General features: G+C 70.6%; 10 protein-coding genes and 1 riboswitch. Of the genes, 5 read left to right on the top strand and 5 right to left on the bottom strand.

Going from position 1 to position 12,344, the window contains the following annotated elements; genetic code table 11:
- Positions 1-73 precede the first annotated feature (73 nt).
- From ABC337_RS00245 to ABC337_RS00235, 3 genes are all read left to right on the top strand, one after another.
- The gene (locus ABC337_RS00245) at positions 74-1,858 is read left to right on the top strand and encodes an L-lactate permease (protein WP_412882831.1); all 1,785 of its coding nucleotides are present in this window, start codon (positions 74-76) and stop codon (positions 1,856-1,858) included.
- 49 nt (positions 1,859-1,907) lie between these two features.
- Positions 1,908-3,290, top strand: coding sequence for an FAD-binding oxidoreductase (locus tag ABC337_RS00240; RefSeq protein WP_412882832.1), 1,383 nt, complete (start codon positions 1,908-1,910; stop codon positions 3,288-3,290).
- A 183-nt stretch (positions 3,291-3,473) separates the two neighbouring features.
- Positions 3,474-4,229, top strand: a complete 756-nt coding sequence (locus tag ABC337_RS00235; protein ID WP_412882833.1) for an IclR family transcriptional regulator — start codon at positions 3,474-3,476, stop codon at positions 4,227-4,229.
- A gap of 24 nt (positions 4,230-4,253) precedes the next feature.
- Here ABC337_RS00235 and ABC337_RS00230 read toward each other — a convergent pair whose 3' ends face one another.
- Positions 4,254-5,078: an isocitrate lyase/PEP mutase family protein gene (locus ABC337_RS00230; RefSeq protein WP_412882834.1), complete on the bottom strand. Its 825-nt coding sequence runs from the start codon at positions 5,076-5,078 to the stop codon at positions 4,254-4,256.
- 106 nt (positions 5,079-5,184) lie between these two features.
- On the opposite strand from ABC337_RS00230, the gene ABC337_RS00225 reads away from it, so the two are divergent.
- The gene (locus ABC337_RS00225) at positions 5,185-6,096 is read left to right on the top strand and encodes an NAD(P)-dependent oxidoreductase (protein WP_412882835.1); all 912 of its coding nucleotides are present in this window, start codon (positions 5,185-5,187) and stop codon (positions 6,094-6,096) included.
- 9 nt (positions 6,097-6,105) lie between these two features.
- Here ABC337_RS00225 and ligD read toward each other — a convergent pair whose 3' ends face one another.
- Complete coding sequence (gene ligD, locus ABC337_RS00220) at positions 6,106-7,335, bottom strand: non-homologous end-joining DNA ligase (RefSeq protein ID WP_412882836.1); 1,230 nt, start codon at positions 7,333-7,335, stop codon at positions 6,106-6,108.
- A gap of 161 nt (positions 7,336-7,496) precedes the next feature.
- Between ligD and ABC337_RS00215 the strand changes: the two genes are divergently transcribed.
- Positions 7,497-8,645: an AI-2E family transporter gene (locus ABC337_RS00215; RefSeq protein WP_412882837.1), complete on the top strand. Its 1,149-nt coding sequence runs from the start codon at positions 7,497-7,499 to the stop codon at positions 8,643-8,645.
- 47 nt (positions 8,646-8,692) lie between these two features.
- Here ABC337_RS00215 and ABC337_RS00210 read toward each other — a convergent pair whose 3' ends face one another.
- The 3 genes from ABC337_RS00210 to arfB form a co-directional block, all read right to left on the bottom strand.
- Entirely contained in the window at positions 8,693-10,381 is a 1,689-nt protein-coding gene (locus ABC337_RS00210) for a phospholipase C (protein ID WP_412882838.1), read from the bottom strand.
- Entirely contained in the window at positions 10,378-11,472 is a 1,095-nt protein-coding gene (locus ABC337_RS00205) for an alkaline phosphatase family protein (protein ID WP_412882839.1), read from the bottom strand. Before ABC337_RS00205 ends, ABC337_RS00210 begins: the two co-directional genes overlap by 4 nt.
- A gap of 171 nt (positions 11,473-11,643) precedes the next feature.
- Entirely contained in the window at positions 11,644-12,066 is a 423-nt protein-coding gene (gene arfB, locus ABC337_RS00200; protein ID WP_412882840.1) for an alternative ribosome rescue aminoacyl-tRNA hydrolase ArfB, read from the bottom strand.
- Positions 12,067-12,209: 143 nt separating this feature from the next.
- A riboswitch (Fluoride riboswitch) is annotated at positions 12,210-12,296 on the top strand.
- The last annotated feature ends 48 nt before the right edge of the window (positions 12,297-12,344 follow it).

Raw genomic sequence — 12,344 nt, 5'->3', positions numbered from 1 at the left:
GCGGAAAACTTTCTTGTCACCCGTGACGCCCGGGTCAGAGGCCCGCCACCACTCGTAAAACAAAGGAGTTTTTGTGAGTCCCAGGTTTGAGCCGTTTCAGCAGGTCGTAGACCCGATTGCCGGGTCCCTTGCTGTTTCCGCCGTGGTGGCCGCGCTGCCGCTGCTCCTCTTGTTCGTCCTCCTTGGCGTGTTCCGGGTCAGGGCGCCGAAGGCAGCCATCGCCAGCCTGCTGCTCTCGATTGTCCTGGCGATCGTGGGCTGGCATATGCCGATTGTCCAGGTCCTCAGCGCCACGGCCCAGGGCGCCTTCTACGCGATCTTCCCGATCCTCTGGATCCTCATCAACGCGCTGTGGGTCTACAAGCTGACCGTGGCCACCCCCTGGTTCGAGGCCCTGGGCCGGACCATCCGCTCCATCTCCAACGACCTGCGGATCCTGGCCATCCTGGTGGCGTTCTGCTTCGGCGCCCTGCTCGAGGCCCTCGCCGGCTTCGGCGCGCCGGTGGCCATCTCCGGCGCCATGCTGATGGCGGCCGGCATGAAGCCGCTGAAGTCGGCCATCGTCGCGCTGCTGGCCAATACCGCGCCCGTCGCGTTCGGGGCCATGGCCGCGCCGATCATCGCACTCAACGGCGTCACCAACATCCCGCTGCACGAGCTCAGCTCCATGGCCGGCCGGCAGACCCCGTTCGTCGCGGTCCTGGTCCCGCTGATCCTGGTCTTCATCGTCGACGGCAAGCGCGGCGTGCGCCAGACCTGGCCCGTCGCGCTGGTCTCGGGCGTCGTCTTCGGCGTGGCCCAGTTCCTGGCCTCGAACTTCCTGGTGGTGGAACTGACCGACGTGATCGCCGCGATCGCTACCGTGGCGGTCGTCCTGGTGATGCTCCGCTTCTGGCAGCCCGCCGAGATCGTCGGCATGCACAATGTCAAGGGCAGCGACGCCGCCGAAGCCGAGCTGGTGGGCGCCACGGCCACCGGCCGCACCGGCTACGGCACCTCCTCCGGCCTGGGCGGCGTCAGCCGCAACGGCCAGCCCGTTCCGGCTAACGCAGCCTCCTCCGGCGCCGCCGGATCGGACGCGGCAGGGACCGGCACGGACACGGTTGCCCGGCCGCCGGCCCGCGACGTGTGGATGGCGGTGGCCCCGTATCTGATCATCATGGCCGTCTTCTCCATCGCCCAGCTTCCCGGCGTCAAGAACTGGCTCACCGCCGTCGGCTCCGTCACCTTCGACTGGCCCGGCATCGACGCCGTCGACCCCTCCGGCCACCAGGTCTCCGCCCACAAGTTCAAGCTGGACCACCTCAAGGCCACCGGCACCCTGCTGCTGATCTCCGGCATCATCACCATGGTCCTGTACCGGCTCAAGCCGCTGCAGGGACTGCGGATCTACCGCGACACCCTCTTCCAGCTGCGCTGGACGATCGTCTCGGTGACCTCTGTCCTGGCCCTGGCGTTCGTCATGAACGTCTCCGGCCAGACCAACTCGCTCGGCTTCGCCCTCGCCTCCGCCGGCGGCTTCTTCGCCTTCCTCTCCCCGCTGCTGGGCTGGATCGGCGTGGCCCTCACCGGGTCCGACACCTCGTCCAACTCGCTCTTCGGCCAGCTCCAGGTCACCGCCGCGCAGCAGACCGGCCTCTCGCCGGTCCTGATGGCCGCGTCCAACTCCTCCGCCGGCGTGCTGGGCAAGATGCTCTCCCTCCAGAACCTCGCGGTGGCCTCCGCCGCCGTCGGCCTGGACGGGGCCGAGAGTGTCCTGTTCCGCAAGCTGCTCGGCTGGAGCCTCGGCCTGCTGGCCTTCATCACCATCCTCGTCCTGCTGCAGTCCACCCCGGTCCTGGGCTGGATGGTCCCCTAGGGACCCCGCCGCGCCGATCACCTCCTGCACCCGATAGAAAGCAGTCCCCGTGAGCACCACCGCCAATGACACCACCGCCATCCGTTCCGCCGCCGGCCTGATCGCCGCGGCACGGAACGGCTCCACCGAGGAGGCCGACCGCCGGAGCGTCAATACGGACCGCTCCGGCTACACGCCTGCGTCCCTGCCGGACGGCGTCGTGTACGCCACCGCCGTCGAGGACGTGGTGGACACCATGGTCCGGGCGACGGCGGACCGGATCCCCGTCGTCGCCCGGGGGGCGGGGACCGGCCTCGCCGCCGGCTCCTCCGCCCAGGCGGGGGAGATCGTCCTGGACCTCTCGCGGATGAACCGGATCCTGCGCATCGATCCGCTGGAGCAGCTGATCGTCGTCGAACCAGGGGTGCTCAACGCCGAGGTCAACGCCGCCGCGGCCGAGCACGGCCTCTTCTATGCGCCGGATCCGGCGAGCACGGCCATCTGCTCGATCGGCGGCAACATCGCCACCAACGCCGGCGGCATGCGCTGCGCCAAGTACGGGGTCACCCGCGAATCCGTGCTGGCGCTCAAGGTGGTGCTGCCGGACGGCCGGATCCTGGTCACCGGCCGCGAGACTATCAAGGGCGTCACCGGCTACGACCTGAACGCGCTGTTCATCGGCTCCGAGGGCACCCTGGGCGTGGTGGTGGAGGCGACGTTGCGGCTGCGGCCCATGCCGGTCTCCACCGCCACGGTGGCCGCCTACTTCCCGGACATCGTCGCCGCGGCCGAGGCGGCGTCGGCGATCATCGCCTCCCGCATCACGCCTTCGGTGCTGGAACTGATGGACGGGCCCACCCTCGCCGCCGTCGACGCCGCCCTCGGCACCGACTACCGCAGCCGGGGCGGAGCCTTCCTGCTCGCCCAGACCGACGGCTACGGCGCGTTCCTGGAACAGGACGTGCTGATCAAGGCGATCGAACCGTTCGCCACCTCGTACGAGAAGGCCACGGACCCGGACCACACCGCGGAGCTGCTCCGGGCCCGCCGCGAGGCCATCCCGTCCCTGGAACTGCTGGGCACCGTCTGCATCGGCGACGTCGGCGTTCCCCGCGGCCGGCTGGCCGAGATGGTCACCGGCATCGAGGAGATCTCCCGCCGCACCGGCGTGCGGATCTTCACGGTGGCGCACGCCGCCGACGGGAACCTGCACCCGATGATCGTCCTGGACGAGGGACAGCCCTCCACCGAGGGCCCGGCGAAGGCCGCGCTGGCTCAGATGTTCGAGCTGGCCCGGAGCCTGGGCGGAACCCTGACCGGAGAGCACGGGGTGGGACTGCTCAAGCGCGACTGGCTGGTGGACGAACTGGGCAACGATTCCCTCGGGCTGCAGCACGCCATCAAGGGCGTCTTCGATCCGCTGCGCATCCTCAACCCGGGCAAGGGCATCTAGGGGCATCGATACGGAGCTCCGGGGGCGGGCGCGTGGCCCTGCGGTATCGTGGGCATCGGAAACTTTCACGATGCGGATATTTCGCTCCGCGGGTGCATTCACGCGGCGCGACGGGTGTCCACTCAACGTAAGTACGGAGAAGGTGCCGGCCGGCGACGGCCGGCACCGTGGAGGAGGGGTGGCATGGCGGAACGGGCCGCGGGTGGCGTGCAGTCTGTGGAGCGCGTCTTCGAGCTGCTGGAGCTGATCGCCGACGCCGGGGGAGAGGTGATGCTCAGCGAGCTCTCCTCGGCCACCGAGTTGCCGTTGCCCACCATCCACCGGTTGCTGCGGACGCTGGTGACGCTGGGCTATGTCCGCCAGTTGCCCAACCGACGGTATTCCCTGGGGCCGCGGCTGATCCGGCTGGGCGAGGGGGCATCGAAGCAACTGGGTGTCCTCGCCCGGCCGCAGCTGAAGCCCCTGGTGGACCGGCTGGGTGAGACCGCCAACGTGGCCATGCTGGACGGGGACATGGTGGTCTATATCGGCCAGGTTCCCTCCCGGCATTCCATGCGGATGTTTACCGAGGTGGGCCGGCGCGCGCACCTGCACTCCACCGGTGTCGGCAAGGCGATCCTCGCCCAGCTCGACAACGAGCGCGTGCGGGCGATCGTGTCCCGGACCGGCATGCCGGCCGCGACGCCGAAGAGCATCGGCGACGTCGAGACCCTGCTGCAGGACCTGGACACCATCCGGCGCCGCGGCTACTCGATCGACGAGGAGGAACAGGAGCTCGGGGTGCGGTGCTTCGCCGCCGCGGTGACGGATGCCCCGACGCCGATGGCGATCTCCGTTTCCGGCCCGGTCTCCCGCGTGGATCAGGCGTTCGCCGACCGAGCCGTCCCCCTGCTGCAGGAGGCCGCCGCCGCGATCTCGGCGGAACTGAGCCTCGCCTAGGCCCCTCGCGGGCCTGCTTCCGGTCTACTCCGGACCGTCCCGACCTCCCGACTGACCTTCTACCTGCGGTCGGAGCGCCGCTGCGTAGGACTCGAGCCGGTGCTGCATGTCCCAGTACGGGGTGGCTGACGGGGCGGTGCGTCCGTCCCGCAGGGCCGCGACCGACGCGACGGCGGCGTCCACCGCCGCACGGTAGGGCAGTGACCCGGAACTGATGCGCCGCACCCCGAGCCTGCCAAGTTCCGCCACGGTCAGCGTGGGATGGGGCAGGACGTTCACCGGCAGCTCCAGGGCCCCGGTGATGGCCTCGATCTCGGCCGGGTCGGCCAGCCCCGGGACGAAGATGCAGTCCGCCCCGGCGTCGGCATAGCGCCTGGCCCGTGCCAGCACGGCATCCACGGTCGGGTCCTCCTTGAACCACAGGTTGTCCACCCGGGCGTTGATGAACACGCCGGGGCAACGCTGCCGGACGGCGGCGATCTTCGCGGCGGCGTCCTCCGGATCCACCAGATGCCCGTCGAGGCTGTCCTCCAGGTTGATGCCGGCCACGCCCGCCTCCACCAGGCCCGCGACGAAATCGGCCGCCTCGCCGGGATCCGTGGAGTAGCCGTCCTCGACGTCGGCCGTCACTAACACCGGCAGCCGGCACAGCAGCGGCACCAGCGCCGCCGTCGCCGCCTTGCTGGCCCGCCCGCCGTCGGGATACCCGGCGCTGGCCGCGACGCCGAAGCTGGTGGTGCCGATCGCCGGGTAGCCGTCCGCCACGAAAGCCACGGCGGAGCCCACGTCCCACGCGTTGGGCAGCAGCAACGGTGACCCGCCGTGGTGAAGCTCCCGAAAGGTGTCCATGTGTCCTCCCCGCCGTTGTCCCCGCCGGTGCCCGGCCCTGGTATGGGTCTACGCCGACGCCCGGAGTCCGTCAACGGCTGTCAGGGTGTGCGGCTAGCATGGCCGCATGAACGAGACGACGAAGAACACCACCCGCACCGTGGCCGTGCTCGGCCTGGGCATCATGGGCGCCGCGATGGCCCGCAACCTGCTCCGCGCCGGCCTCGACGTCCGGGTCTGGAACCGTGACCCGGCCAAGACCGGCCCCCTGGCCGAGGACGGTGCGCACGCGGCCGCGACCCCCGCCGAGGCTGTCGAGGGGGCCGACGTGGTCCTGACGATGCTCTACGACGCCGCTGCGGTGACGGAGGTGATCCGGCAGGCAGCCGCCGGCATCACGCCCGGCACGGCCTGGGTGCAGTCCACCACGGTGGGCGTCAACGACGCCGGTGCGCTGGCTGAGCTTGCCCGGGAGGTCGGGCTGGAGCTGGTGGAGGCGCCGGTCTCCGGCACCCGCGAACCCGCCGAGGCCGGCCAGTTGCTGGTCATCGCCGCCGGTGCGCCCACGGTCCGGGACACGGTGGCGCCGGTCCTGGACGCTATCGGGGCGCGCACCACCTGGACCGGCGAGGATGCCGCCGCCGGTACCGCCACCCGCCTGAAGCTGGTAGCCAACAGCTGGGTGATTGCGGCCTCCAACGCCACCGGCGAGATCCTGGCCTTGGCCGGGGCGCTCGGGGTGGAGCCGCAGCAGTTCCTCGACCTGATTGAGGGCGGCGGACTGGACCTGCCCTTCCTGCGGGGCAAGGCCGGCCTCATCCTCGGCGACAAGCTGGACCCGGCGTCGTTTGCCGTGGACACCTCGCTCAAGGACGCCCGGCTGATCCTCGCGGCGGCGGAGGAACAGGGTATCCGGCTCGACGGGACCGAGGCCGCGGCGGCCCGGCTGGAGCGGGTGGCCGCCCAAGGGCGGTCCAAGCAGGACATGGCCGCCGCGTACTACGCCAGCACGCCGGCGGACGGCGGGTCGGGGGACTGACGGTAACCGTCAGGACCTGCCGGCCCAGGGATCGTAGTCGGCCAGCAGTTCTTCCTGCGGCGGCCGCCGGTCTTCCGGGATGTGCTGGAGGTTGATCCGGACCCGGTACCAGAGCGAGCTGGAGCCGCGCATCCCGTCGACCATGACGTCGGCGGGGTGCAGGGCCGCCGCCGTCCCGGCATGGCCCGCCTTCCACACCTCGAGGGCCGCGAGCGCCTCCGCCTTGGTCTTGGTCCTCGCCACCTCGATCAGCGGCATCACGGACTGGCGCCGGCCGGAGCCGTCCTTTGCGGCGACTCGCGGCGCCTTCTCCGCAGGGCCCAGCGCCTCGGCCAGATCCAGCAGTGCCGCCAGGCTGCCGGCGGCCTCATCGATGCCCGCATGCGGGTCGCCGCCCCTCGCGTACCGGTCCGGAACGGTCAGCACGGTGAACTGTTCCGGACGGGCGGACGGCACCTCCTGCCATGTCAGCGGCGCTGACACCCGGGCGTCGGCCAGCGGCCGCACCGAGTAGGCGGAGGCCACGGTGCGGTCCTTGGCGTTCTGGTTGAAGTCGACGAAGACGCTCTCACCGCGTTCCTCCTTCCACCAGCGGGCGGTTGCCAGGCCCGGGGCCCGGTTCTCCACCTCCCGGGCCAGGGCCTCGGCGGCGAGGCGCACCTGCGGATAGGACCAGTCCGGCGTGATGCGAACCAGGATGTGCAGGCCGCGGGAGCCGCTGGTCTTCGGCCATCCCACCAGTCCGACGTCGTCGAGCACGCCCCGGGCGATCAGCGCGGTGTCGACGATCTGCTCCCACCCGACGCCCGGCATCGGGTCCAGGTCGATCCGCAGCTCGTCCGGGTGCTCGAGGTCCGTGGCCCGGACGGGGTGCGGGTTCAGGTCGAGGCAGCCGAGGTTGACCAGCCAGGCCAGCCCGGCGGCGTCCCGGATCACGGCCTCCTCCGCGGAGGTCCCGGAGGCGTAGTGCAGGGTGGCGGTATCGATGAAGTCCGGGTGGTTCTCCGGGACCCGCTTCTGGAAGAACGGCTCCGCGTCGATGCCCTTGGGGAACCGCTTGAGGACCATCGGCCGGCCGGCCGCGCCGCGGAGGGCGCCGTCGGCGACGGCGAGGTAATAGTGCACCAGGTCCAGCTTGGTCAGCCCCGGCCCGGGAAAGACCACCTTGTCCGGGCTGGAGATGCTCACCTCGTGCCCGGCCGCAGTGATGATCTCTGGCGGAGTCTTCGACGGGCTCATGCGGCCACGCTAGCAACGTTCCCGTGCCCCAACCAGAGGCCGCCGCGGCGGGCTGCCAGCCGGCCATCAGGTTCTGCCGGGATAATTCGCAGTCAGCAACGGTATACACCACGTCCGCCCGGTCCGCGGGCTGCGCCGGCGGTGACGAAGGAGGATTCCCCATGTCCGAGCAGGAAAACCCGAATCCGGCGCCGGAGCCCACCGCGCCCGCGAAGGGCCCGGCGGCCCTCTGGTCCGACGGGCTGGGCCGCGCCGGGACCCGGGCCGCCCAGGTGCTGCTGCTGGTGGGCCTGGCGTGGGTGGTGATCCGGGTCCTGACCCTGGTGCCGCTCGTGGTCATTCCGGTGCTCCTGGCGGTCATCCTGGCCGCCGCCATCTCCCCGTTGGTGCGCTGGCTCGCCGGCCACGGCTGGCCGCGGGCCCTGGCGGTCCTGACCTCCTTTGTCGCGGTCCTGGCCGTGTTCGGCGGCGTGGTCACCGCCGTCGTCGCCCTGGTACGGATGCAGTTCAAGGAGCTGGTGACCCGCGCACTGGCCGGAATCGACCAGCTGCACGCCTTCCTGAATAACGGGCCGGTCCCGGTCTCGGACCAGGAGCTCGCCAACGCCAAGGAGTCGGTGCAGAAGTTCTTCAGCAGCGGCAACCTGGGCTCCGACGCCCTCACCGGCCTGCGCACCGGTGGGGAGATCCTCGCGGGCATGGTCCTGATGGCCGTCATCCTGTTCTTCTTCCTCAAGGACGGCGCCGTGATCCGCGGCTTCCTCTTCGGATTCCTCCCGGCCCGGCACCGTGACCGGGCGCACCGCGCTGCCGCGGCCAGCACCCGCGTCCTCGGCGGCTACGTGCGGGGGACAGCGCTGATCGCCGCGATCGACGCCGCCATTGTCGCCGTCGCGCTGTTGATCCTCGGCGTCCCCCTGGCGGTGCCCCTGGCGGTCTTCGTCTTCATCGGCGGATTCATCCCGATCATCGGCGCCACCGCCGCCGGCAGCCTGGCCGTGCTGGTAGCCCTGGTCTCCAACGGCCCTGTGCCCGCCGTCGTGGTCCTCGCCGTGCTGGTGGGCGCCAACCAGCTCGAACACCACGTGCTGCAGCCGCTGCTGATGGGCAAGGTACTGAACATCCACGGGCTGGTGATCCTGCTGTCCCTGGCCGCCGGGACCATGCTCGCCGGGGTCATCGGGGCCCTGCTGGCGGTGCCGCTGGCCGCCGTCGGCTGGACCATCATCAAGGTCTGGACCGGCCGCGACGCAGTCGACCAGCGGGCAACCGGCCAGTTGTCACCCGGCCAGGCGGCGGCCGTTCAGTAGACCAGCCGTCCAGCGGGCCCGTTCAGGGACACTCCTCCGAACGCGCGTCAGTACGTCGCGGCGTTCGAGAGGATCAGCGGCGGCTGCGGTGCCTGGTTGAAGTCGAACGCCTTGGTCAGGTCGCCCAGCAGGGGGCTGTTCTCCCGCACGCTGGGCCTGCCGTCGGGGCGCCCGTCGGTGGCGGGGTCGATGCGCTGGCCGTGCAGGAAGTCGTCCTCGATGAACTTGATGTAGGCGTCGTGGCTGGCGGTCTGGTGGTCGATGTAACCCTTCCGGGCGTACGGGCTGATGATCAGCCCGGGCACCCGGAGCCCGTAGCCGTTCACGTCCGCCACGGGCGGAGCCACATGGTCGTAGAAGCCGCCCCAGTCGTCCCAGGTCAGGAAGATCGCGGTGCTGTCCCAGTCCGGGCCGGACATGACGGCGTTGATTAGGCCGGCCACGTAGGCCTGGCCGGCGGCGATGCTGTTGGGGGCGTGCTCGCTGACCTTGTCGGTCGGCGCCACCCAGCTGACGGCCGGCAGGGTGCCCTTCTTGGCGGCGTCGTAGAAGTTCCCCAGAGCCTGGATGTTCCCCAGCTCGCCGTCCTGCTTCACCGTGTCGAAGTACAGCAGTGGATTCCAGAGGCCCGGCGTCTTGGCGTCCTGTTTCACCGGGGCGCAGGTCGCGGCGTCGTCCCGGCAGTCCGGTTCGGTGCCGTTGAAAACGTAGTAGGCCCAGGGGACGTGCTGCTGGTGCAGCAGGTAGGTCAGGTCCGTCCAGGCGTAATCGGGGAGTTCGAGCTTCTTGGCGGCGTCGCTGAGTTTTTTCTTCAGCGCGTCCGGGACCTGGGCGGCGTCCACGGCGGCCTGGCAGCTGGGGTAGGAGTCGGTGGGCTTGCAGCTGGCGCTGATCAGCTGGTCGATTTCGGTGGCCAGGTCAGGGCTGATCCCGGCCGCCTTGAGCGCATCCTGGCACGGCTGCAGGTCCAGACCGGTCTGGCACTTGCCGATCAGGGTGTTGCGGATGATCTCCGGGTCGGGTCCGCTGTCCGGGTTTTGGAGTTCGTTGACGCACGACGACGGGTCCCCGGCCTTGCTGCACTTCGCTGACCACTCCGAGACCAGGTAGAGGTGGGCGGGCAGGCTCCAGGCGGACGCCGCGGCGAAGAGGTGGTCCTGCAGGGTGAAGTTCTGGGCGTAGGCCCAATAGTTCGGCAGGTCGCTGCCGTCGTGGTACCCCATGACGTCGGTGGCCTTGGAGTTGTACTGGCAGGCCGTGGCCGTGGCGGCGCAGCCGGAGAGCCCCTTCTCCGCCTGGGCCACGAAGCCGTCCATCGCGCCGCCGTTGACGTCGGCGAGCTCGTCGGAGTGGCTGTGCGGCGCCCCAGCGTTGTTGACCTCAGGGTTGTGGTACGGCCGGATGCAGCCGCCGCGGCCCGGATCCGGCAGGCAGACCGACGGCCTCCCGTCCTGCATGGGGATCCCGTCCGCCCCGGGGTAGGTGCCGAAGTAGCTGTCGAAGGACCGGTTCTCCTGGGTGATGATCACCACGTGCTTGATCTTGGCGATGCCCTGGGGCGGTGCCTGCAGCAGTTGAAGTCCGCCCACGACGTTTCCGATCAGCCCGGTGCCGCCCATTCCGGCGCCGGCGAGCACCGCTACCAGCACCAGCAGGGCCACGGTCGAGCCGGCGGCGATCACCAGGCGGCGCCGCCCGAACCGGCCGAGAGGGCCGTGGAGGGTGCGCCGGCTCATGGCTGCCCCTGGGATCCGGAGCGGTAGACGTCGCTGCCGAAGGCGTTGACCCCGGGCTCGGCCGCGCCGGCCAGGCGGGGCAGGCCGAAGATGTCTTCCATGCTGGCCAGCAGGCTGTAGTGGTTGTACGCCCGGTCCGAGCTGGCGCCCGGGACCGTGAACGGCGAGAGCACCAGGGCCCCGACCTTGCCTCCCGCCGTGCCGCCGGTGACGCCCGACGACGGTCCGACGGCGCCGCCGTCGGCCTCGTCGAATGTGATCACCAGCATCCCGTCCTGCTGGTAGGCGGGGGAGGCGAGGATGGCCGGGACCTGGCTCTTCAGCCAGGCGTCTGCGGTGCCGAGGCCGCCCGCGGTGCCGTCCACGCAGGGGCTGTCGTGGCCGTCGTGGCAGAGGTTTGGCGTGATGTAGGACAGGTTCGGGGTGGTGGCGGCGGAGGTGAGGTCATGCGCCAGCGACGAGTAGTTGACGACGTTCCGGCCGCAGCTGGAGCCGTCCGTGATGGAGCGGAAGTAGACGAACGGGTTGTGCCGGGTGGCGTACTGGTCGCCGGCGGAGGCGGCGACGTGGGTGTCCACGGCGCCCGTTTCAGGGTGTTCGCACGGGGAGGTCATGTCCTCCATGTAGCCGCGCCAGGTCTTGTGCGCCGCGTCCAGTTGGCCGGCGAGGGTGGGAACGTCGGCCGGGAAGAGGCACCCGTCGCCCAGCAGTTGGCCCTGGGAGTCCAGCCCCGTGCCGCTGAAGGGCGTGTAGGTGTGGCAGTCATGTTCGGTGCTGGTGTTTGGCGGCTGGCCGGAGATCTGGGCCAGGTAATTCGGCAGCGAGTTGTGGGAGATGCCGTAGTAGCTGTCCAGCAGGACGCCCTGGGAGCGCAGGGTACCGGCCAGGTAGGGGGCGGGGGAACCGCTGTCCCAGACCCGGTCGAAGCCCTTGTTCTCAAGGTTGATCACGAAGATGTGCCCGGGCGTCCCGGTCCGTTGCGGCGCGGCGGCGGGGGACTGGCAGGCCGTGACCGCGGTGAGGAGCAGGGCGAGCAGGAAGGCGGCCCGTGCAGTGCGGCGGTGCGCGCTCCGGTGCGGAAGCAGGGTCACGGTCAGCTCCTCTCGGGACCGCCGGGGAAGACGTTTCCGCGCCTCCGGGTGGAGGAGCAACGGGGTACCCGGTTCAAAAACTGTGCCATGCCGCGGAGGCTCCGCTCCCGCGTGAAGCCTGTGAGTTCCCCTTGAATTTCGGTAGCCCGAAAATTCCGGGTGCCTTCCCGGCTACTCGGCGCTGGGCCGGCGGCGCTGCTGCTTCGTCGCGGAGCGCAGTTTCTTCCCGGCCAGCCGCCGCCGGGTGGAGCCGCGGGTGGGGGAGGTTTTGCGCCGGGCAGCGGGCCCGGGCGCCAGCGCCTCCGCCAGCAGGTGCGCCAAGCGGGCCGCGGCGGCCTCCCGGTTGCGGAGCTGGGACCGGCGCTCGGAGGCGGCGACGGTCAGGACACCGCCGGTCAGCCGGCCCTCCAGCCGGCGCGCCAGCAGCTCCCGCTGGTCTTCCCGCAGCGAGGGCGATCCGGTGATATCCCAGGACAGTTCCACCCGGCTGTCCGAGGTGTTCACGTGCTGGCCGCCGGGGCCGGAGGAACGCGAGAACCGCCAGCGCAGTTCCGACGCCGGGATTGTCAGGGAATGGTTCACCTCCAGGTCCATGCCACCAGCGTGTCACAGAACAGCGGGCCGTCGGCGAAACGATTGGCGGGCGACCCGGAGCCGCACCCGCCGCCGTCGGGCTACTCAACCGGCCGTCCGCCCTGCGGTGCGGCGTGGCGCGGGGCCGGGTGCGGCGTGTAATCTCTGAACACGGCGATGGATCCCGCCGGAACGGCCTGCACTCCGCACCCCGTTCGAACCGCCTCCTGGCTGATGGTTCCTGCCTTTGCACCAACGAAGGTGGGTGACCCGTGCTGACAGCCGCGTCGCCGCGACGC

The sequence above is a fragment of the Arthrobacter phoenicis genome, assembly GCF_047238215.1.
Lineage (GTDB): Bacteria > Actinomycetota > Actinomycetes > Actinomycetales > Micrococcaceae > Arthrobacter.
Note: the sequence above shows the minus strand (reverse complement) of the source record. Positions and strands in the feature narration are given on the sequence as shown.